The following is a 21,848-nucleotide window of genomic DNA, read 5'->3' on the forward strand; positions in this document are numbered from 1 at the left end:
TCCATGTCACAAAAACGCCTTTTCCTGCTCGATGCTTATGCCTTGATTTTTCGGGGTTATTTCGCTTTTATCAAAAACCCCAGAATCAACTCCAAAGGCATGGATACTTCGGCCATTTTGGGTTTTATGAACTCACTCATGGATGTCATCAGACGCGAGAAACCCGATCATTTAGCAGTAGCTTTTGACAAAGGCGGAAGTGATTACCGATACGAACTTTACCAAGAATATAAAGCCCACCGCGACGAAACGCCCGAAGCGATTAAAATTGCAGTGCCTTACATTCAGCAATTCTTGCAGGCGATGCACATTCCGATTATCGAGAAAGCCGGTTACGAAGCCGACGATCTCATCGGGACGTTATCCAAACAAGCCGAGAAAGAAGGTTACCAAGTTTTTATGGTTACGCCCGATAAAGACTATGCGCAATTGGTTTCAGAGAATATTTTTATGTATAAACCACCGCGTTCGGGCAATGACATTGAAATTTGGGGTGTGCCCGAAGTTTTAGAAAAATTCGAAATTGAGCGTCCCGAACAAGTGATTGACTTTCTGGGCATGATGGGCGATTCTGCCGACAACATTCCCGGCTTTCCTGGCGTGGGCGAAGTGACTGCAAAAAAACTCATTAAAGAGTTCGGCTCGATGGAAAACCTACTGGAGAACACCGACAAACTCAAAGGCGCACTCAAAGACAAAATCGAAAACAACAAAGAACTTGGACTACTCTCTAAAAAATTAGCGCGGATTCTTCTGGATTGTCCGGTTACTTTCAATGCCGATGATTACGAGCTCTCTAAACCCGATATTGAAAAAACCGATGCACTCTTTGTTGAACTGGAATTCCGTCAGATGAAAACCCAATTCGACAAACTTTTCGGCAGCGGTCAGGAATATGATCAAATCGACACCAATGGCAATACTGAGGCTACGCCAGCCAAGAAAGTGATCAAAAAAACCAGCGATGAACAGTTCGATCTTTTTGGTTTTTCGGATGAAGATACTTCGGTAGAAAAAACAAACTCCTTTTACGCGACTTTAGAAAACACTGAGCATTTCTACCAAATTGTTCAGGGTGATTTACCCGTCAAACTGCTTCTTCAGAACCTGATGAACCAAGCTTCAGTTTGTTTTGATACCGAAACCACCGGCATCGATGCTTTACACGCAGAACTGGTCGGAATGTCATTCGCCTACGAAAAAGGAAAAGCGTTCTACGTTCCGTTTGCAGAAGACCAAACGCAAGCACAAGAATTGGTGGACAAGTTCAAACCGTTCTTCGAAAATGAATCGATTGAGAAAATTGGCCAAAACATCAAATACGATTTAAAAATCCTTTCCAATTACGGAGTGTCAATCAAAGGCAAACTGTTCGATACCATGATTGCGCATTACCTGATTAACCCCGACATGCGCCACAACATGGACGTACTTTCGGAAACTTATCTCAAATATTCCCCAAAATCGATTGAAGATTTAATAGGAAAAAAAGGCAAGAACCAAAAGTCGATGCGCGAGGTGCCGCTGGAAGACATTAAGGAATATGCCGCTGAAGATGCCGATGTAACTTGGCAACTCAAACAGAATTTCAGCCCCATACTTGAGAAAGCCGAAACCAAGAAATTGTTCGACGAAATCGAAATCCCTTTAATTCCGGTCTTGGCCGCAATGGAAACCGAAGGCATCAACCTCGACGTGCCCTATTTGAAGCAGATGGCGTCTGATATGCAAAAAGACATTCTGGCTTTCGAACAGAAAATTTATGAAACTGCCGGCGAGCAATTCAACTTGGCCTCTCCGAAACAACTCGGCGATATTTTATTTGAGAAACTTAAGATTGGCGGCAACAAACAAAAGAAAACCAAAACAGGGCAATACGCTACAGGCGAAGAAGTCTTGGGTGAGCTGGCCAACGAACACCCGATTGTGAAAGACATTCTCGAATGGCGCCAAATGGTGAAATTGCAAAGCACTTACATCGAAGCTTTACCGATGCAAGTCAACCCAAAAACCGGCCGCGTGCATACCGATTATATGCAAACCGTAGCGGCTACCGGCCGATTGAGTTCAAACAATCCGAACTTGCAGAACATTCCGATTCGCACCGAAAGAGGCCGATTGATTCGCAAAGCTTTTATTGCACGCGATGAGCAATATACTTTACTTTCTGCGGATTATTCCCAAATCGAGCTGCGGATTATTGCGGCGCTCAGTGGCGAGGAAAACATGATTGCGGCTTTCCAGAACAAGGAAGACATTCACCGAAGTACCGCTGCCAAAGTATTCAACGTGCCTTTGGAAGAAGTCACTAAAGAGCAACGCAGTAACGCCAAAACCGTCAATTTCGGAATTATTTACGGTGTTTCTGCTTTCGGTCTGAGCAACCAAACTTCGCTTTCCAGAAAAGAAAGTGCCGAACTCATCGATGCATATTATGCGACTTATCCGAAACTAAAATCATACATGGCTAACCAAGTGAATTTTGCCCGCGAGAACGGTTATGTACAAACGATTTCCGGAAGAAGACGTTATCTGAAAGATATCAACTCAGCCAATTTTGTAGTCAAAGGCGGTGCCGAACGAAATGCGGTGAATGCCCCGATTCAAGGAAGTGCGGCCGATATCATCAAAATAGCGATGATCAACATCCACCAAAAACTAACTTCAGAAAATTGGAAATCCAAAATGCTATTGCAAGTCCATGACGAATTGGTGTTCGATGTGCATTTATCGGAACTCGAACAAATCCAACCGATGATCAAACACGAAATGGAAAACGCCTTTTCTATGGCCGTTCCTTTAGAAGTCGAAATCGGATTTGGCCACAATTGGCTTGCGGCACACTAAAATACAAAACGATAAGTCGCTTTTAGCAGGAAAATATTCTCGGGCCTGCGCTGAAACAGTTGCTCATTGAGGCCGCTGAACAAATCGTCGCGCGTGTTGGCCTGGCCGAAAATTCCTTGTGACCATACCAGAAAAATTTCTGAGCCGGGAATATACTCCCAACGCAATACCAAGTTAGAATTGAAAGAAACCTGTGAAAAATCGGGGTTCACAAAACTATATTCCGCATTGCCATCGGTATTTTCATCTACCGAATATTGGTTGCTCGCGGCGTCAAAGCTAATTTGATCCGGACGATAAAATGTTACCCTATCTTGATAATACTCCGCACGTGCATCGCTTACGTAATTGAACGATTTATAAGTGCCTTTCGAGATAAACGGCTGCCCGTAATACTGAATGGTCAGGTTCGGATTGATACAATAGTTCATTCGCAAAGTGGCGCTTAAGGTTTGCTGCGAAAGTGCTGCAGTCACGTATCTTCTAGTATCGCCATAACCAGCATCAGGAACAAATTGTGTTTTGCTTTTGTTGATTTGAAAGTTCGGACTTAAAGAAATTGTTAGCGCATTCATCGGCTGATAGGTGATGCCAGCGTCATATTCTAAATAAGAAAACGAACTGTTCCGACCTTCAGAATGATAAATCCCGCCATAAAAACTCACTTTCTTGCGCGAATCGGAATTGAAGTTCACAAACTTGAAAAACTCTTCCGAAAACCTAAAACGCGGGCCGCCTTGCAAGACTGTGTTGGAGTAAATCCGAGGTTTGTAAACCAGTTGTCCATTCACATTCCAGTTGCTTTTTAGATTGATTTCGTGTGTAAGTGAATACTGCATGCGGTTGTAATTGCCCTGAAAGTCATAACTCGAAAACTGCTCAAATCGCGTGAACATTTTGCGATAAATGCCCGCTGGCTTCAAGGTTTGATAAGTCAGAATTCCGTACTGTCGAATTTCATCAGCTTGTCTTAAAAACCCAACATCATTGACTTCCAACTCAGGCGAACGCCACATCATAATCCAGTTGTAACGCCAATGTCCGACACTTGATTTTCCGGCTTCGAGTCTGCCGCCGGTTCCGGTGAGCGAGGTTCGGTTGGCATCTACGGCAACATGATCGGCATCCACTCGCTGAAATAAATGTGTAAGGTTGGTTTGTGTTCTGCGGATGGCCTCTTGGCTACCTTGAACATGGCTGGCGATAATATTCCCCGCGAAATAATACTTACGGTTTTTCCAATTGTGCTGAAAATCAACACCGCCAGTATAAGCTGATTTTCTCAAAAAATCCAATTCATCGTCCTGAAGCCTTCGGTGGGTCGCGGTGAACATTCCACCGATAAAACTGTTGCGGTTATTGAAATCTTTCTGCGCCCGAGCGACCATATAATTAGTTAGTGGCTCGACGATTTCCTTTCTTCGTTCACCTTGGTTATCGACCTCGGCAAATTCCTTATCGGTGACACTTTCCAATAAACCCAGTGACCAGCCATTTTTTGTTTTCCCGCTAAATTTTGCCGCGCCGAGAATGGTCGTATTGACCGGAAGATCAACATACTCTCCGGCACTTGTACTGGGATAACCCTGCGGATTTCTTCCGATGCGCCTGGAATAGAATAAATTGTCCGATCCATCGGCAAAACGAAAATTAAAAATGTTTTTGTTCTCTACGAAAAACGGACGGCGTTCTTCAAAAAATATCTGAAAACCATCGAGCGCAATGGCAGCAGGATCGGCTTCAACTTGCCCAAAATCTGGGTTAATGGTTAGATCTAAAGTCAAATCGTTAGTGATTCCGATTTTTGCATCGAGCCCACCGTTAATTTTTGTGTCTTTCCCATCACGGAACGGATTGCCTTCTTCTTTAGGATAACTGTTGAGTTGCGAGGCAAAAAAAGGTTGAATTTCAAGTTGGCGTTGCGGCTCAATATCTTTCAAACCGCGCAGCTCTCCAAATTCGGAAACCCAACCCGGTGCATCGAGCGGAATGCGTTGCCAGGTCGAACGTTCTTCAGCACGAAAATAACGGCGTTGTACCTGAATGCCCCAAACTTGTTCTTTATCGTTACTGAATTTAAGTTGACTAAAAGGAATTTTTACTTCGGCTGTCCAGCCCAACTCATCGATGTTGGTTTTCAGATACCAAATTGGGTTCCAGCTTCCGTCCCAATTGTTGCCGTTGTTAGAGATAAACTCGTCGCCTTTGACGCCCGAAACCGAAGAAGTGAAAGAGAAGCCCGAGCGTTTGTCGTGGTAACTATCGATGTTTATTTCGACCCAATCGCCTTCAAAACCATCGCGTCGAGACATTCGCTTGACGATACCATCCGGATCTTTGTCAAAACAACGAAAACCTATATAAAGGTATTTTTTGTCGTAAATAATTTTGAATTGAGTTTGCTCGGTAGGCGCTGTATTTTCATCGGGTTCGCGCTCTATGAAATCAGTTGACCAATCTACAATATCCCAACATTTGTCGTTGAGTTTACCGTCGAGCAAGGGCGCCTCTTGGTTGAGAAGTTCTTTAGTGGTATAAGTTTTCTTAGGGATAATTGCCTTCTCTTGCGAATAAAAATTCTGGCAGAAGAAAAGAGTACAGACAAAAAAGATTGATTTGATGATTGGCATGCTGGGATTTTAAATTGTTGAAATAGACCTACGATTCATTTTGATGTTACACTTCTTGTATTTTTTTAACTAATGCCTCTAACGGTTTTAAACCAATAAGTAAAGCTGATGATTTTTTAGTCAAAAAGCACCTATTTTAAGTAGACAAACGGTGAACATTGGCTAAATGCTTGATTTTATTCAAATTCTATTGTCTAATTTTACTTCGCTAAACAAAACCGCCTTGGAAACACTTAAGACCATATTGTACTTTTCGATTTTCAAATATCCGCTGAAAAAAGAGGAAATCCACAGTTACACCAATCACATTGATATGGCGCAAACCGAGGCGGAACTCCAATCACTTGTCGCCGATAAAATCCTGATGCAGGTTGACGATTTCTACGTATACGGCAGCGATTTGGATTGTGTTCCGAGAAGGCTCAAAGGCAATGTGATGGCCCAAAAAGCAATAGTGATTGCCCAACGAAAAGCCGCTCTAATTGCAAAATTCCCTTTCGTGGAAGCTGTGGGCATTTCTGGCTCGCTCTCGAAAGGTTATTACGACAAAGATAGTGATATCGACTTTTTTGTGGTAACCCGGCCAAACAAACTCTGGATTTGCCGAACATTTTTAATTCTGTATAAGAAAATATTTCTGTTGAATTCGCGCAAGTACTTCTGTGTGAATTATTTCATTTCGTCGGCACAACTGAAAATTTCCGAACAAAACCGATTCACTGCTACCGAAATCAAAACATTAATCCCATTGCAAGGCGATATCACATTTGCGAAATTCTATGCGGAAAACAATTGGGTCAACGATTATTTCCAATCATTCCGACCAGACTTAAAACAAGTGGCGCGCATTAAGAAGCCTTATTTCACGGCTGTTTTGGAGTTGTTGCTAAACAATTTCGTCGGACACGGCATTGATTATATCTTTCGCTGTCTGACTTTGTTCCGCTGGCACGCCAAATTTGATTATCTGGCCGACGAAGATTTCCGCGTAGCACTCAAATCGACCAAAAACGTTTCAAAACACCACCCGTCGAATTTCCAAAAAAAAGTTCTCTTATCTTTGAATGCCAAACTCGAGGAAGTACGGCTTAAATTCAATTTGGCTTTACCCAAAGAACATGTCTGAGATTCTTTTTTCGCATTCCTATTATTATAAGCTTGACCCGAAGCAATGGAAAAACAAGATGCCTTTTCCGCCTTTGGGGACTTTATATAGCGCTGCCCTATTGCGGGAAAATGGGTTTTCGGTGGATCTTTTTGACACGAATTTAATTGACAGCCCGAGCCAAATCATTCCGGTGCTTGAGCAAACTTCGCCCAGATATTTGGTGATTTACGACGACGGTTTCAACTACCTCACCAAAATGTGTCTAACCAACATGCGCGAGGCTTGCTTTGAAATGATTGCGCTGGCAAAAAAACGAGATTGTACGGTCATAGTTTGCAGTTCAGACGCGACAGATCATTACGAAAAATACTTGCAAAAAGAAGCCGATTTCATCATTCAAGGAGAAGGCGAACAGACGTTGTTAACGCTCATACAAAATATTGAAAACCAACAACCTACTGATGCTGTTGCCGGAATTTGTTATCAAAAAAACAATCAAGTGTTCCGAAATGCCAAACGCGAGGTAATGCAAGATTTAGACAGTTTGCCACAACCCGCTTGGGATTTGGTCAACATCGATTCTTACAAAAACATCTGGAAACAAAGCGGAACTGAATTTACGCTCAACATCGCCACCACGCGCGGCTGCCCATACAAGTGCAACTGGTGTGCTAAACCGATTTACGGCAACCGATACAACGCTCATTCTCCGGCATACATCGCTGCGCAAATCGAATACCTGCAAAACTATTTCGGGGTGAAACGCTTTTGGATGTGCGACGATATTTTCGGGCTCAAACCCCGTTGGGTGCAGGAGTTCAAGCAGGAACTCAACAAACGTGATTTGAAAATCCGGTATTTCATCCAGAGCCGCGTGGATTTATTGCTCAAGGAAGACACCATTGATGCGCTCGCCGAATCTGGTCTTGAAGAAGTTTGGGTTGGAGCCGAAAGTGCTTCGCAGCCAATTCTTGACGCCATGGACAAAGGCACTAAGGTTGAAGAAATTTATAAAGCCACCGAACTGCTCAAAGCAAAAAATATCAAAGTGGCTTTCTTTCTGCAATTTGGCTACTTGGGCGAAACTAAAAAAGACATTCGCAAAACCATCGCGATGGTCAAGCAACTCCAACCAGACAACATCGGGATTTCAGTTTCTTACCCTTTGCCGGGTACGGTTTTTTACGAAAAAGTCAAAGACGATTTAAAACTCAAGGCGAACTGGTCGGATTCCGACGATTTTGAGATGATGTTTCGCGGCAGTTACAATTCCGATTTCTATCGCAAGCTACAACGTTTCGTGCATAAAGAATTTCGCAAATCACAAGGCATTGCTTACTTGAAAACTGTTTTGCGAAATCCCATGCAGCTAGAGGCCAAAAAGCTACTCTCTATTTTAAAACTGGGTTATTACATCCCGAGCGTTTTCTGGCAAGCCCAAACTTTAAAAATCTACCGCGATGAAAGGTAATTTTGATACTGCGGCTAGCAATTACGACGCTTCGTTTACCTATTCCATCATCGGGAAATTGCAGCGCGATTTGGTTTACAAACAGTTGTTATTGCTGCTATCTAATAGCGAAATTAATTCGATTTTAGAAGTGAATTGCGGCACCGGAACCGACGCGCTCTGGCTGGCAGAAAAAGGCTATCGAGTCAACGCTACTGATGTTTCGGCTCAAATGATTGCCACTGCCAAAAGAAAAGAAAATCCCAACGGCGTAGTCTTCCAAACGGCCGACATTAATAATATTGAGCAGCACTTTGCCACCGAGAAATTTGATTTGATTTTTTCCAATTTCGGCGGATTGAACTGCGTGTCGGAAATGGAACTGCGCTTTTTCTTCAAAAACGCCGCCAATCTTCTGACTGAAAAAGGACAGTTGGTTTTGGTGATAATGCCCAGAGACACCATTTGGGAGCAACTTTATTTTATGGTGAAAGCCAAATTCAGTAAGGCATTCCGCCGGCATCAAGAAAGCGTGCAAGCCAATGTAGACGGCGAAAAAATAACTACTTATTACTATAACCCAAAAGAAGTCTTACCTTTAGCTGATCGTTATTTCAAGCTCAAGCAACTAAACCCGATTGGCTTTTTTGTGCCGCCTTCTTATTTGGAGCCGTTTTTCAAAAATAAGCCGCGTCTGATTGGCTTATTGTCGCGTTTGGAAAAAAAAATTACCCGATTTTCATTCTTGGCGAAATGTGCCGATCATTACCTAATCGTCTTCGATAAAAAATGAGTATTCTGCTGACCCATGCTTATTATCTGTCTTCTGATGTGAAAGAACAGAAAATCATGAAACCCTATCCGCCATTGGGTTTGCTCTATGTATCGGGTTATTTGATTAGTAAAAATGTGGCAAATAATGTTTTCGATTCGACGTTTTACACCAAAGCGCAACAGCTCGATTTTATCCTTGAAAAAAAACCGCAAATCATCGCGATTTATACCAATTTGATGACTAAAATCGAAGTTGTATCGCTAATTAAAATCCTGAAAACCGAACCGTCTTACGGATTTCCAAAAATCATCCTTGGTGGCCCCGATGTCACTTATAATATTGAGAATTACCTCAACACCGGAGCAGATTTTCTGGTGATTGGCGAAGGTGAAGAAACCACTTATGAACTGTATCAAGCCATCGTCGGTCAAGGTGATTTCGACTCCATCAACGGAATCGCTTTCCGCAGAAATGGAAATACTGTTCAAACTCCGGCGCGAACCAAATTCCGCGAACTCGACCAACTGCCGCTTCCAAACCGCGACGCTATTCCAAACGAAAAATACCTGCAAACTTGGAAACAAAACCACGGCGAAAGCTCGATGACGATTTCTACCCAACGTGGTTGCCCCTACACTTGCAAATGGTGCAGCACCGCGGTTTACGGACAAAGTTATCGTAGGCGTCCGGCACAACTTGTCGCCCAAGAGATGAAGATGCTCAAAGAAAAATACAACCCAGACGCGATTTGGTTTGTCGACGATGTATTTACCATCAGTCACAAATGGCTCACAGCTTTTCATGAAGAAGTGGTCAAACAAAACGCGCAAATCAGGTTTGAATGCATCACTCGGGCCGAACGTTTGAACGAAGAAATCTTGAGATTGCTCAAAGAAGCAGGCTGTTTCCGGATTTGGATTGGCGCCGAGAGCGGTTCGCAGAAAATTATCGATCTGATGGACCGTCGCGTTGACATTCACCATGTAAAAAAAATGATCCAGCAAACCAACGCATTGGGCATCGAAACCGGCACTTTTATTATGGTAGGTTATCCGGGCGAAACCGAAGAAGATATCCATGAAACCATTCAATATTTAAAGGAAGCCAACCCAACGCAATACACGATTACCGTAGCTTATCCGATCAGAGGCACTGCGCTGTATAGCGAAATTGAAAACGATATTACTGTAAAACCCGACTGGCAAAATTCAACCGACAGGCAGATCGATTTCAAGAGGAAATATCCCCGAAAATATTACGATTATGCCGTAAAAAAAGTCGTCAATGAAGTGGAATCGTACCGCGAGTTAAAAAAGGGCAACACCATCAAGGCTTTGAAACTAAAAACCAAATCGATTCTGGCCGGCGGATTAATGAAAGTGAACCGATGAGTCTCAAGACCACATACCAACAAATAAAAGCGATTATTCCTGAAGTTGAATTTCAGCAGTTGCTTGGCTTTGTTGGCCAAAGCATTTTGTTTGGCATTTTAGATTTAATTTCTATTGCCTATTTGATTCCCGCTGTCTTGCTGCTCCTTGATAAAAATAAATTGCTCCTCTATTTTGAAAGAAACCATATTGACACCACTTACTTAGATTCGAATAATTTAATCATTGGTGTTTTTGTGTTGGTGTTTCTCTTTGTTGTAAAAAACCTGATGCAAACTCGGTTCAATGTCCGGCTTTATGATTTTTTATACGGCCTTTCACACCGCCTTTCCATGGCAGTTCTTGAGCGCTATCTCGGTGGCGATTATCTGAATTTTCAGCAACAGAATAAAGGAACTGTAATTCAACATGTGACGCGTGTTGCCAATGATTTTTCGTGCAGTTTAATCGCTTCTATGGTGTATCTGATTTCTGAAAGCTTTACTTTTTTGGTCATTCTTCTTGCGCTGTTGGTGCTTTATTTCAAGCTCACAATCATGGCCTTGGTTGCTCTAGGTGCTTTTGCGTTTTGGATCTACCGCATTAAAAAACAACAAATGAAGCTTATCGATGAAACCTTCAAATCTGAATATGCGAAATCCAATGCGGAACTACTCAATATTCTCGACGGTTTTATTGAAATCAAAAGCAGTGGAAACCAAAAGGAATTTCTGGATCGATTCAAAATACACAACAAAGCCTTGAATCAAGTCACGAGTTTACTCACTTCTTCCTCGAGCAATTACTCTAAATTCTTGGAGCTTTTTCTAATCATATCCATAGCCGGATTGATTTTTTATCATTTACTTTCTGGACATAGCACCGAAAATTTCTTACTTATTTCGGTTTTGGCGGCATTGAGTATCAAGATTGTTCCGTCTTTGAGCAAAATATTAAATTCACTCACCATGATTCGTTCGCATTGGTATTCGATTGATTTGTTACAGGATATTTACCAAAGTGAATCCAGACCCAAGGTACATACTGAATTTAAAACGACATTGGAATTCCGTAATATCGATTTTGAGTACCAGCAGCAAACGCCGATTTTTAAAAATCTCCACTTCACCATTGAACGCGGTAAAGTCATTGGCATCAAAGGATTAACCGGCTCTGGGAAAACTACTTTTTTGCATATCGCCGCTGGTTTACTTGTGCCTCAAAACGGAGAAATTATCTTAGATGGAGAAAAGCTCGAGAAGAATCATTTCTTCCCATTTGTAAGTTATCTGGCGCAGCAGCCTTTTTTGTTCAACGGTACTTTACTGGAAAACATTATGATGCGCCAAAATGAAAAACCCAATGTGAAACATCTGGATACCCTGTTGGAAAATCTAGAATTGAAAACGCTGGTGGATGAATTGCCTCAAGGTTTGCAGACTATAATTACACACAACACGCCTAAATTATCAGGTGGACAAAAACAACGATTGGCATTGCTTCGTGCCTTATATCACAAACCGACATTGCTCATTCTCGACGAAGCCACCAACCAGCAAAATGAAGCCTTGGAAAACCGTATCCATCAATTCCTACGAAAAATTGTCACTCAGGAAAACATGGCCATCTTAGCCGTTTCGCATCAGTCGGATATCGATTTGTTTTGCGATAGGGTTTATGTACTCGAAAAAAACAATCTTACCCTTGCGGGCGCAAACTAAAAGCCATGAAAAAACTATTGCTCGTTAGCCCGAGTTTTCCAAAAGATGTTTCTGACAGCTATGTGATTCCTTTTCTACAGCACGTATTTCTTGCGTTTAAAGAAAAATATCCTGAGCTCGAACTGACTATAGTGGCAATCCACAAACCGATAAGCGAGAACTATCTTTGGCATGGAATCAGGGTCATTCCTCTTAAAGGCAATAACGTTAAACATCCTTGGAAGCTGGTCTTTCTTTGCAGGGCATTTTTCAAGCTATATAGATTAATAAGCAAAGAAAAGTTCGATGGCATTTTGAATTTCTGGTATAACGATTTTAGCATTTTTACCCATGCAATTCATTCGAATACTTTCACATGGATGTTGGGCCAAGATGTACGCAAAAGCAATGTTTATTTGCGTATGTTCCAACCCAATCCAAATAATATCATGGCATTATCTGAGTTTAACAATAACGTACTGTTTGAAACTGCGAAAATTCGGGCACACAAAGTCATTCCGATAGCCATCAACGAGAAACTGTTTCCCGAACTCAATCGCGGCACACGCAATATTCAGGTTTTTGGAGCAGGAAACCTGAACAGTGTTAAAAATTATCGTTTGTTTCTTGAAATCATTCTAGAACTGAAAAGTACCTTTCCCAATATCAAAACAGAGATTGCCGGTATGGGCGAAGAAGAATCGAGTCTCAAAGATTTTGTCAAAGCCAATCAACTGGAGCACAACGTCACTTTTCTGGGCATGATTTCGCATCAAGCTACTTTGGAAAAAATGAATGACTCATTGGTTTTTTTACACCCTTCGACTTTTGAAGGTGGCCCAGTCGTTTATTTTGAAGCACTCTACAGCGGATGCCAGCTTGTAGGGATGTTGCCGATGATGGATAAGACTCTTGAGAACTTTCACTGCCACCAGAGCAAAACAGATATTGTCAATAAGATAAAGCACTTGCTAAAAACCCCGATACCAGCCAAAAGAGTGACTTATTACCCGATGGATTACGTATGTCAGGAAATTTACGAACTGTATTTCAAATCAGAATGAAGTTGATGAATCGCTTGAGATGTTTTTTTACCTATGGCCTGAAAAGAAAGCCTTTCCATGAAGACTTCGCGGGTTTTCATCCGTTCGGGTTCGAGCTCGATTCGGGCTGATTCGACTAATTTCTGTGTTAGGTCTGTGGGGCTTCCGGTGTTGAACATTTTCCCTACGGCACCTGCTTGGGTCATATACAGAAATGAAGGAATGTTGGTTACTATAGGAACACAGCCACACGCCATTGCTTCAGCCATTGCCAAACCACTTCCTTCAGAGTGCGAGCAAGCCACAAAAAAATCGGCGGCATTGTACCATGGTTCTAGTTTAGGATTGTCAATTTTTCCTTTGAGAAAAACCACGAATTCCAATTGGTTTTGAGTAATGAAGGTTTCTACTTGAGATAGCAAATCCGTTTTGCTATAAAAAAGATATAACTCGAAGTCATGCCCTTGGTTACGGAACAGTCGAAAAGCTTCTAATAGACACAGTGGATCTTTATTAGAGTCAAGGTTTCCGACCCAAATAAAAATAGTTTTATCTGCCGATAGTCCTAGTGTTTTTCTAGCTGCGGTTTTATCTGAAAGTACAAACGAAGTGGAGCATTCCATAATTTCAAAAACCGAATCTGTTGTGGAAATAATTTTTTTCTGAATAAAAGGTTGGGCTTGAGCTCGGTTGACAAATAGGTAGCCATCTGCCTGAGAATAGGCCAAACGTTGAATAAAAGATTTTAATTTGTTTTTAGACGGATTACCAGCATGATGCTGCACCATCCACTTAAATTGCTTGCCCAGAAGAAGCTTGAACAACAAAAACCTAAAAGGAAATGAAAATCCGTGAAACAAAACCACGGCTGGTTTTCGAGAATTTAAAAACCGTAACAGCTGTATGAGATCATTAAAACGGTAGCGATAAAGACGATATGCACCCACCGTTTCAGAGGCATTTCCAAAACGGATAATCGCAACCTCTATGTTCTTGTCTAGAAATGGAAGATACCCCAATGAGTGCGGTGTCAGATCAATTTCTTGCCCAACAGAAGTTATGTTTCTATTGTAAACAGAAAGATCAATGAAGTTCACAAGCGAGGAGTCAGGCATGGTCAAATTTAAAAAAAATAATCAAAATGCCTATTTTTGCTGGAAGGGCGTAAGAATCAATTCAAGATAAAACGATGGTCGAAAGAATTTTAAAATACACCAATAAGAAAGTGCTGCCACAACACTATTTTTTCTCACCCGAATGGATTGTTTTGGGAGTCAACAATACCTGTAATCTGCACTGCAAAATGTGTGATGTAGGTACTCAAAGCCTCGACACCAACTTTGCCACCAATTTAGTAGGAACCACACCGCTGAATATGCCGATGGAACTCTTTGAGAAGATTGCCGACCAAACTGCACAGTATTTCCCAAAGGCTAAAATCGGGTTTGCTTTTACAGAACCACTCGCCTATCCGGGCATTATCAAAGCTGTAGAATATGCTACCCAAAAAAAACTATACACTGCCATTACCACCAATGCGTTATTGTTACCCAATAAAGCCGAAGCATTGGTGAGGGCAGGGCTCAGCGAAATCTATGTGTCGCTCGACGGATTGGAAACCACCCACAACATGATTCGCGGTAACGAGAAATCCTTTCAAAAAGCACTAGAAGGCGTTCGGAAGTTATTTTCTTTGCCCAATCCGCCGAAAGTGTCAATTGTGAGTGTAATTACCGAATGGAATGTTGCCAACTTGAAAGAATTTGCTAATTATTTCAAAGACTTGCCGCTGCACGAAATTGTATTCATGCACACCATATTCGGGGAGCCTGCTATCGCCATTACCCATAATAAAATTTGGGGCAAAACTTATCCTGCGACAGAATCCAATTTAGACGAAGTAACACTTAACAATATGGATCTACCGCTGCTTCTGGAACAGATTCAAAAAATCCGCAGCGAGAATTACCCGTTCAAAATCTATTTTTCTCCAGAAATCCACGATCTAAAAAATCTGGAAACATACTACCACCAATCAGGGATCATTCTGGGCAAAAGATGTGAAGCGGTTTACTCGAGCATCATGATCAAATCCGACGGATCTACTATTCCCGCACACGGCAGGTGCTATAATTTGCAAGTGGGCAATATTTACGAGACTTCACTAAAAGAAATTTGGAATTCTAATGTATTTGGAAAATTTCGCAAAGACCTTCGCGATGCCGGTGGTTTTCTTCCGGCTTGTAGCCGTTGTTGTAGCGCATTTTAAGTTATGAATAAAATTATTCTGTTCAATCCGAAAAGTGCCAACGCGAAGCACCGTATTCCGAACTCGATTTTGCAAGTCGGCGCTTCGATCCATGGAAAATACGAGTATGTTTTTGTTGACGGAAATCTGGAAAAAAATCCTTGGGAAATCATAGAAAATTATCTCAAAAGTGGCGAGTTTAAATACTTTGGTGCTACGGTTATGCCCGGACCTCAATTAAGACAAGCCATTCCCTTTACCAAAAAAATCAAAGAAAAATACCCAGAAATTGTGACTGTTTGGGGCGGCTACTTTGCCTCGAACCAATACAAAGTGGCTCTGGATTCGGGCTATGTGGATTACATTATCAATGGCCCCGGAGACAATACTTTTCCCGAACTCATCAAAACCTTGGAAGCAGATCAAATGCCTACTCTGATTGGCATTAAAAATTTAATCTTCAAAAACAGCTCTGGTGAAATTGTGAAAACTGCCGTCGAAGCTTTGCTCGATCAAGATACTTTACCGAGATTTCCGTATGACTATCTCAACACATTTTATCCGGTAAAGAACTATCTCGCCAAAACCTTCATGGGTAATACAACTTTGTCCTATCATTCCAGTATGGGCTGCCCTTTTTCGTGCTCTTTCTGCGCCGTGGTGCCAATTTACAACGCCAAATGGAAGGGCATGTCAGCCTCGCGGATTTATGAAGATGTGAAATATTTCAAGAAAAAATACAACATTGACGCAATCGAATTCCACGACAATAATTTTTTCACCGCTAAAAAAAGAGTGCTTGAATTCTCGGAACTCATCATCAATGACAACATCAGCTATTGGGGTGAAGGCCGTATTGACACCATTAATATGTACAGCGATGAAGATTTGAAACTCATGCGTAAAGCCGGTTGCAAAATGATTTTCTTAGGTGCCGAAACCGGAAACGACGCCGTGCTGAAACAAATGAACAAAGGCGGCACCCAAACCGGACAAATGATTAAGGATTTTGTCTTGCGCATGAAAAACGCCGACATCATTCCCGAATTGTCTTTTGTACTCGGCATGCCGGCCAAAACCGAAAAAGAAGTGTATCAGCAGATTTTGTGGGACATCAACTTTATTCGGGAAATCAAAGCCATTAACCCCAGCGCGGAAATCATCATTTACCTTTACAGCCCAGTACCGACTGAAGGCTCGGAATTGTACCTGCAGATCATCGATGCCGGCTTCTCATTTCCGAAACACTTGGAAGATTGGATCTCGCCGAGTTGGGAAAATTTCGATTTGCGCAAAAATCCGCTCACGCCTTGGCTCAAACCTTATATGATTGACACTATTCGGAATTTTGAGACGGTGCTTAACGGTTATTATCCGACAGTATCTGATTTCAGGATTCGCGGGTATAAGCGACAACTGTTGAAAACAATTTCTAGTTTGCGCTACCAAACCGGAATATATCATTATCCATACGAAATCAAAGCGCTACTCAAACTCTGGAAATACCGCCAACCGGAAATTGAAGGGTTCTATTCAGAATAATGCCCTAGCCCCGATGGCAGCGGCATCCTTTTGCAGAGCGGGAGCGGCGCAAAAGATATAGCGTACAGCGGGATCGGCTTCTAAGAAAAAAATAAAAAATGAGAGCAGTCATCAAACGAATTCTAAGCCCGTTTTTGAAAAAAGCCAGTGCGGTGTATTTGGCCCAACCGAGGAAATATGCTTATAAGAATCTCTCGGTCGTGGTCGCGCCGAGCGTGTTTCCGCCGTTTATCACTATTAGTACTAAGTTGCTATTGGAATTCATCGAAACCCTGCCGCTTCAAAACAAAACATTGCTGGAACTCGGCTGTGGTTGCGGAATCATTTCAGTGTTGGCTGCTCAGAAAGGGGCCAATGTTACCGCGACCGATATTAATGATGTGGCTTTGACTGCCTTGGAAAAAAATGCGACCGACAACCAAGTTTCAATAGATATTATAAAATCGGATCTATTCGAAAAACTGCACGAAAAAACGTTTGACTACATTATTATCAATCCGCCTTACTACCCGAAAAGGCCAAATTCCGTAGCGGAAAATGCTTGGTTCTGCGGGGAGAATTTTGAGTATTTTGAAGCCTTGTTTGCGCAGCTGGTTGATTTTCTAATTGCTGAAAATAAAACTTATATGATTCTCTCTGAAGATTGTGAACTCGAAACCATAAAGAAAATCGGGCTGAAAAACCAAATCCATTTCAATCTTGTCCTGGAGAAAAAAGTCGCATTAGAATCGAACTATATTTTTGAGTTGAAGTTATAACTTCCGCGTCGATTCACGCTGGCGCAATTCTGTTTTCACTACCGTAGTTTCATAGTGCACGGTATCGGTTTCCTCATTTTGCAATCTTTGAATCAGCAATTGGGTCGCGGCCTGGCCAATCTCTGGGCCGTGTTGGCTGACAGTCGACAAACTCGGGGTCAATCTTCTGGACCAAACCCCATCAGCAAAACCGATGATCGAGATTTCTTCGGGTACTTTCAGTCCTTTTTTGAGCGCCATTTTCATTGCTGTCACTGAAGCGTGTTCGTCAAGGGCAAATATGGCATCGATTTTCTGAGAATCGAATACGGCCTGGGCTTTGTCGTTGAACTCTGTTTCAGAATCTGTGCGCACTATAATAGTAGGATTGGTTTTCATACCGGCAGCTTCGATGGCTTTGAAATAACCGTCGGCCCTGAGTTTGCCCACGCTCAAATTGTCAATTGCCGAAAACAGTGCAATGTTTTTACAGCCAGTTTTAATTAAATGTTCGGTGGCATTCTGAGCCGAATCAAAATCATCCACGATGACTTTGTCACAAGCCACCTCTTCTGAAATCCGGTCGAACATCACGATCGGCGTGCCACTGTTGATGATTTCATTGAAATGTGCATACTGCCCGAGCTTCTGCGCTTCTTCGGAAATCGAAAGGATGAAACCATCAATGGTGCCATTGTTGAGCACTTCGAGCGTGCTGATTTCCTTTTGCAAAGATTCGTTCGAGATACAAGTAATCACGTTATAGCCATTTTCTTCGGCGACTTTCTCGATGCCGGTAAATACTTTGGCAAAAAACGGGTTCAATATATTAGGTAGGATTACGCCAATGGTTTTGGTCTTGCGGTTTTTGAGGTTCAGGCCGATGACATTGGGCTTGTAATTCTTAAGCTTGGCATATTCGCGGATTTTGATCTTGGTCTGCTCGCTAATCTCCGGGCTGTCGTTGAGCGCTTTGGAAACCGTCGAAACCGACACGTGCAATTCTTTGGCAATTTGTTTTAAAGTGGCTTTGGCTTTCATCGGGCTGTAGTTTTGAGTCGTAAAAGTAGTAAAACAATTTCTTTTTTTCAGAAGCTGTTTCCCGCCATCCGCTATATCTTTTTTGTTTGTCGGGATGCCGTTTGGATTTTAAAAATCCATCAAAACAAAAAAGGATGCCGCTACTGTCGGGGCTAGGGCAGCTGCCTAAACAAGCACTATCGGTTTCATTTCCACCAAAATAAATCACCCGAAAAAAAACCTTAAAATAATCTTTTACAGCCGTTTGGATTTAAAATAAATTAGTGTACTTTTGCAACCCCTTTATTGGGGATGGAATGTTTAATTTAAAATAATTATTGTGGACGCAATTAGTTACAAGACAATTTCAGCCAACAAAGCCACCATTAATAAGGAGTGGGTTGTTGTTGACGCTGAAGGTCATAACTTGGGCCGCCTTGCTTCAAAAGTCGCTATGATCTTGAGAGGAAAGTACAAGCCGAGTTATACCCCGCACGTAGACTGTGGCGATAACGTGATCGTTATCAACTCAGAGAAAATCAACCTTACAGGTACCAAACTAGACGACAAAATTTACATGCGTCATACCGGTTACCCAGGAGGACAAAGAACCCTTACTGCTAAAGTAATGCAAGCCAAAAACCCTGCATTGTTGGTAGAAAAAGCTGTAAAAGGAATGTTGCCAAAAAACAAATTGGGCGCTGAACTTTTCAGAAACCTGAATGTTGTTGTTGGTTCAGAGCACAAACACGGCGCTCAAAAACCAAAAACTGTTAACCTAAACGATCTTAAGTAATGGCAGTAATTCACAAAATCGGTAGAAGAAAAACCGCTGTGGCACGTGTTTACGTTTCAGAAGGAACAGGTAAAATCACGGTCAACAAAAAAGAATTCGCAACCTATTTCCCAACCGCTACTTTACAGTACAAAGTAATGCAGCCGCTTCAAATGACGGACAATGCAACTAGCTTCGACGTAAAAGTAAACGTATACGGAGGTGGTTCAAACGGTCAGGCAGAAGCTGTTCGTATGGCTTTGTCTCGCGCAATGTGCGAAGCAGGCGAAGGCAACAGAGCGATCTTGAAACCAGAAGGTTTATTAACCAGAGACCCGAGAATGGTTGAACGTAAGAAGTTCGGTCAGAAAAAAGCTCGTAAGAGATTCCAGTTCTCTAAACGTTAATATGGCCTGTCTTGTCTATTGTGGGCAAGACATCAGATTAAAAAATTTAATAACAAGTTATTGTTGACCCGTTTGGGGTATTAGTTTAGCATCTAAATGAAGCCGACTGCAAAAAAGCTAACAGCCAACCGCTGACAGCTAACAGCTAACAGGAACATTGCTAATTCAACAGAACGTAAACTAGTAAAAAATGTCACAAAAAGTAGAAGTAAAAGAATTACTGGAAGCAGGTGTTCACTTCGGACACATGACCAGAAAATGGAACCCGAACATGGCGCCTTACATTTACATGGAGCGCAACGGAATCCACATCATCAATTTATACAAAACTGCTGCTAAAATCGAAGAAGCGAACGAAGCTTTGAAGAAAATCGCAGCCTCTGGTAGAAAAATCCTTTTCGTTGCTACCAAAAAACAAGCAAAAGACATCGTTGCTGAAAAAGCAAAATCTGCCAACATGCCATACATCACTGAAAGATGGCCAGGCGGAATGTTGACCAACTTCGTTACGATCCGTAAAGCTGTGAAGAAAATGGCTTCTATCGATAAAATGAAGAAAGACGGCACATTCAACACGCTTTCTAAGAAAGAGAAATTGCAGATCGATCGTCTTCGTGCGAAATTAGAGAAAAACTTAGGCTCAATTGCCGATATGTCAAGACTTCCTGCGGCTTTGTTCGTGGTTGACATCATGGCCGAGCACATCGCTATAAAAGAAGCTCAAAAATTAAACATTCCAGTTTTTGCAATGGTCGATACTAACTCAGATCCACGTGAGGTAGATTATGTGATCCCTGCTAATGACGACGCTTCTAAATCTATCGATAAAATCCTTTCATTGGTAACTGCTGCGGTAATCGACGGTCTTTCAAACAGAAACACCGACGCCATCGCTGAAGAAGCCGATGTTGAGGAAAACGAAGTTGTTGAAACTCCAGCAGTAGAAGAAGTAGTAGCTGAAGTAGCTGCTCCTGAAGTAGACGCTGAAGAGAAAACAGAAGAGTAAAACAATCAAATTCCGATAGGTAAATTCCAAATTCCAAAAAATCAGAATTGATGATTTATTAAACTTGGAATTTGGGATTTGCAGATTGGAATTTCTTTTTTTGAATCAATTTTAAATCCTAATAAAAAATAAACAATGGCAACAATTACTGCTGCAGACGTAAATAAATTAAGAACCATCACCGGAGCCGGAATGATGGATTGCAAAAAAGCATTAGTAGAAGCAGACGGAGATTTCGATCTAGCGATTGAAAACCTACGCAAAAAAGGACAAAAAGTAGCCGCCAACCGTTCTGACCGTGAGTCAACTGAAGGTGCTGCTATTGCTGTGGTAAGCGCAGATAAAAAAGAAGGTGTAGTCATCACTTTGAACTGCGAAACTGACTTCGTTGGGAAAAACGAAGGTTTCGTGAAATTGGCTACCGATTTGGCGAACTTGGCTTTGAACTACAACTCTAAAGACGAATTATTAGCTGCTGATTTCAACGGAATCTCGGTTTCAGAGAAATTGATCGAGCAAACCGGAGTTATTGGTGAGAAAATCGAAATCGGTTCTTTCGAAAGATTGTCTGGTGAATTCGTAGGTTCTTACATCCACGCAGGAAACAAAATCGCTACTTTGACAGCGCTTTCTGCCAATGTAGCCGGTGCTGAAGAAGCTGCTAGAAACGTAGCGATGCAAGCTGCCGCGATGAACCCAATTGCTTTGAACGAAGCTGGTGTTGATGCTTCAATCATCGAGAAAGAAATCGAAATCGCCAAAGAACAATTGCGCGCCGAAGGAAAACCAGAAGCCATGTTAGACAACATCGCCAAAGGTAAAATCCAACGTTTCTACAAAGACAACACTTTGGTAAACCAAGATTACATCAAAGACGGTGCGATGAGCGTTGCTGCATACGTAAAATCTGTAGATGGCGGTTTAACCGTAACTGGTTTCAGAAGAGTAGCTTTAGGTTAATCCCTGAACTTTATACCAACAAAAGGCTGTTTCATTCGAAGCGGCCTTTTTCATTTTCTGAACCATTACAATCGAAATTTAAAGTCAGCAGTATTGATGCTACAAACATTAAAAAAAAAACTAGAAAGTACTCAAAAAAGCCGTTTTTCGATTCACGCTTTTTGCGAACTGACTCATTATTTTCCGCATGCTTATTACGTATAAATACTGCATTTTTAGAATTAATTGCG

At 41.9% G+C, this 21,848-nt stretch carries 17 protein-coding genes; 14 read left to right on the top strand and 3 right to left on the bottom strand.

Annotation, left to right across the window (positions count from 1 at the left end; genetic code table 11):
• Positions 1–3: 3 nt before the first annotated feature.
• The gene (gene polA, locus G4D82_RS01460; RefSeq protein WP_166333686.1) at positions 4–2,847 is read left to right on the top strand and encodes a DNA polymerase I; all 2,844 of its coding nucleotides are present in this window, start codon (positions 4–6) and stop codon (positions 2,845–2,847) included.
• On the opposite strand, the gene G4D82_RS01465 is transcribed toward polA, so the two are convergent.
• On the bottom strand, positions 2,844–5,477 hold the full coding sequence (locus tag G4D82_RS01465; protein ID WP_166333688.1) for a DUF5916 domain-containing protein: 2,634 nt from the start codon (positions 5,475–5,477) through the stop codon (positions 2,844–2,846). The genes polA and G4D82_RS01465 overlap by 4 nt on opposite strands.
• A gap of 223 nt (positions 5,478–5,700) precedes the next feature.
• Here G4D82_RS01465 and G4D82_RS01470 point away from each other — a divergent pair, with 223 nt between their 5' ends.
• From G4D82_RS01470 to G4D82_RS01495, 6 genes are read left to right on the top strand one after another with little or no spacing between them, the layout of a single operon-like run.
• Complete coding sequence (locus G4D82_RS01470) at positions 5,701–6,603, top strand: nucleotidyltransferase domain-containing protein (protein ID WP_166333690.1); 903 nt, start codon at positions 5,701–5,703, stop codon at positions 6,601–6,603.
• Positions 6,596–8,056 carry a B12-binding domain-containing radical SAM protein gene (locus tag G4D82_RS01475; RefSeq protein ID WP_166333692.1) on the top strand — a complete coding sequence of 487 codons (1,461 nt, stop codon included), beginning with the start codon at positions 6,596–6,598 and terminating at the stop codon, positions 8,054–8,056. The genes G4D82_RS01470 and G4D82_RS01475 overlap by 8 nt, the downstream gene beginning before the upstream one ends.
• Positions 8,046–8,828, top strand: a complete 783-nt coding sequence (locus G4D82_RS01480; protein ID WP_166333694.1) for a class I SAM-dependent methyltransferase — start codon at positions 8,046–8,048, stop codon at positions 8,826–8,828. The genes G4D82_RS01475 and G4D82_RS01480 overlap by 11 nt, the downstream gene beginning before the upstream one ends.
• Positions 8,825–10,201 (top strand): B12-binding domain-containing radical SAM protein, encoded by a 1,377-nt coding sequence (locus G4D82_RS01485; protein WP_166333696.1) that lies wholly within the window; start codon positions 8,825–8,827, stop codon positions 10,199–10,201. The genes G4D82_RS01480 and G4D82_RS01485 overlap by 4 nt, the downstream gene beginning before the upstream one ends.
• On the top strand, positions 10,198–11,901 hold the full coding sequence (locus G4D82_RS01490; protein ID WP_166333698.1) for an ATP-binding cassette domain-containing protein: 1,704 nt from the start codon (positions 10,198–10,200) through the stop codon (positions 11,899–11,901). Before G4D82_RS01485 ends, G4D82_RS01490 begins: the two co-directional genes overlap by 4 nt.
• Positions 11,902–11,906: 5 nt before the next feature.
• Positions 11,907–12,944 carry a glycosyltransferase gene (locus G4D82_RS01495; protein WP_166333700.1) on the top strand — a complete coding sequence of 346 codons (1,038 nt, stop codon included), beginning with the start codon at positions 11,907–11,909 and terminating at the stop codon, positions 12,942–12,944.
• Here G4D82_RS01495 and G4D82_RS01500 read toward each other — a convergent pair.
• On the bottom strand, positions 12,917–14,038 hold the full coding sequence (locus tag G4D82_RS01500) for a glycosyltransferase family 4 protein (RefSeq protein WP_166333702.1): 1,122 nt from the start codon (positions 14,036–14,038) through the stop codon (positions 12,917–12,919). The genes G4D82_RS01495 and G4D82_RS01500 overlap by 28 nt on opposite strands.
• Before the next feature lie 74 nt (positions 14,039–14,112).
• Between G4D82_RS01500 and G4D82_RS01505 the strand changes: the two genes are divergently transcribed.
• The 3 genes from G4D82_RS01505 to G4D82_RS01515 all read left to right on the top strand — a co-directional run bounded on the left by G4D82_RS01505 (position 14,113) and on the right by G4D82_RS01515 (position 17,471).
• On the top strand, positions 14,113–15,192 hold the full coding sequence (locus G4D82_RS01505) for a radical SAM protein (protein ID WP_166333705.1): 1,080 nt from the start codon (positions 14,113–14,115) through the stop codon (positions 15,190–15,192).
• A 3-nt stretch (positions 15,193–15,195) separates the two neighbouring features.
• Positions 15,196–16,713, top strand: coding sequence for a B12-binding domain-containing radical SAM protein (locus G4D82_RS01510; protein WP_166333707.1), 1,518 nt, complete (start codon positions 15,196–15,198; stop codon positions 16,711–16,713).
• A gap of 98 nt (positions 16,714–16,811) precedes the next feature.
• On the top strand, positions 16,812–17,471 hold the full coding sequence (locus G4D82_RS01515; RefSeq protein ID WP_166333709.1) for a methyltransferase: 660 nt from the start codon (positions 16,812–16,814) through the stop codon (positions 17,469–17,471).
• Here G4D82_RS01515 and G4D82_RS01520 read toward each other — a convergent pair.
• Positions 17,466–18,491: a LacI family DNA-binding transcriptional regulator gene (locus G4D82_RS01520; protein ID WP_166333711.1), complete on the bottom strand. Its 1,026-nt coding sequence runs from the start codon at positions 18,489–18,491 to the stop codon at positions 17,466–17,468. The genes G4D82_RS01515 and G4D82_RS01520 overlap by 6 nt on opposite strands.
• Before the next feature lie 319 nt (positions 18,492–18,810).
• Between G4D82_RS01520 and rplM the strand changes: the two genes are divergently transcribed.
• The 4 genes from rplM (at position 18,811) to tsf (ending at position 21,618) form a co-directional block, all read left to right on the top strand.
• The gene (gene rplM, locus G4D82_RS01525; protein ID WP_166333713.1) at positions 18,811–19,266 is read left to right on the top strand and encodes a 50S ribosomal protein L13; all 456 of its coding nucleotides are present in this window, start codon (positions 18,811–18,813) and stop codon (positions 19,264–19,266) included.
• On the top strand, positions 19,266–19,652 hold the full coding sequence (gene rpsI / locus G4D82_RS01530; RefSeq protein ID WP_166333715.1) for a 30S ribosomal protein S9: 387 nt from the start codon (positions 19,266–19,268) through the stop codon (positions 19,650–19,652). Before rplM ends, rpsI begins: the two co-directional genes overlap by 1 nt.
• Positions 19,653–19,842: 190 nt before the next feature.
• The gene (gene rpsB, locus G4D82_RS01535; protein WP_166333717.1) at positions 19,843–20,658 is read left to right on the top strand and encodes a 30S ribosomal protein S2; all 816 of its coding nucleotides are present in this window, start codon (positions 19,843–19,845) and stop codon (positions 20,656–20,658) included.
• Between the two features lie 135 nt (positions 20,659–20,793).
• A complete protein-coding gene (gene tsf, locus G4D82_RS01540) occupies positions 20,794–21,618 on the top strand; it encodes a translation elongation factor Ts (RefSeq protein WP_166333719.1) in 825 nt (274 codons plus the stop codon).
• Positions 21,619–21,848 lie beyond the last annotated feature (230 nt).

This window comes from Flavobacterium lotistagni (assembly GCF_011392125.1).
Classification (GTDB): Bacteria; Bacteroidota; Bacteroidia; order Flavobacteriales; family Flavobacteriaceae; genus Flavobacterium; species Flavobacterium lotistagni.

Bases quoted from the DNA above. Each gene is read 5' to 3' on its own strand.
- polA (WP_166333686.1), top strand. From the start codon at position 4: ATGTCACAAAAACGCCTTTTCCTGCTCGATGCTTATGCCTTGATTTTT.
- G4D82_RS01465 (WP_166333688.1), bottom strand. From the start codon at position 5,477: ATGCCAATCATCAAATCAATCTTTTTTGTCTGTACTCTTTTCTTCTGC.
- G4D82_RS01475 (WP_166333692.1), top strand. From the start codon at position 6,596: ATGTCTGAGATTCTTTTTTCGCATTCCTATTATTATAAGCTTGACCCG.
- G4D82_RS01480 (WP_166333694.1), top strand. From the start codon at position 8,046: ATGAAAGGTAATTTTGATACTGCGGCTAGCAATTACGACGCTTCGTTT.
- G4D82_RS01485 (WP_166333696.1), top strand. From the start codon at position 8,825: ATGAGTATTCTGCTGACCCATGCTTATTATCTGTCTTCTGATGTGAAA.
- G4D82_RS01490 (WP_166333698.1), top strand. From the start codon at position 10,198: ATGAGTCTCAAGACCACATACCAACAAATAAAAGCGATTATTCCTGAA.
- G4D82_RS01495 (WP_166333700.1), top strand. From the start codon at position 11,907: ATGAAAAAACTATTGCTCGTTAGCCCGAGTTTTCCAAAAGATGTTTCT.
- G4D82_RS01500 (WP_166333702.1), bottom strand. From the start codon at position 14,038: ATGCCTGACTCCTCGCTTGTGAACTTCATTGATCTTTCTGTTTACAAT.
- G4D82_RS01505 (WP_166333705.1), top strand. From the start codon at position 14,113: ATGGTCGAAAGAATTTTAAAATACACCAATAAGAAAGTGCTGCCACAA.
- G4D82_RS01510 (WP_166333707.1), top strand. From the start codon at position 15,196: ATGAATAAAATTATTCTGTTCAATCCGAAAAGTGCCAACGCGAAGCAC.
- G4D82_RS01515 (WP_166333709.1), top strand. From the start codon at position 16,812: ATGAGAGCAGTCATCAAACGAATTCTAAGCCCGTTTTTGAAAAAAGCC.
- G4D82_RS01520 (WP_166333711.1), bottom strand. From the start codon at position 18,491: ATGAAAGCCAAAGCCACTTTAAAACAAATTGCCAAAGAATTGCACGTG.
- rpsI (WP_166333715.1), top strand. From the start codon at position 19,266: ATGGCAGTAATTCACAAAATCGGTAGAAGAAAAACCGCTGTGGCACGT.
- rpsB (WP_166333717.1), top strand. From the start codon at position 19,843: ATGTCACAAAAAGTAGAAGTAAAAGAATTACTGGAAGCAGGTGTTCAC.
- tsf (WP_166333719.1), top strand. From the start codon at position 20,794: ATGGCAACAATTACTGCTGCAGACGTAAATAAATTAAGAACCATCACC.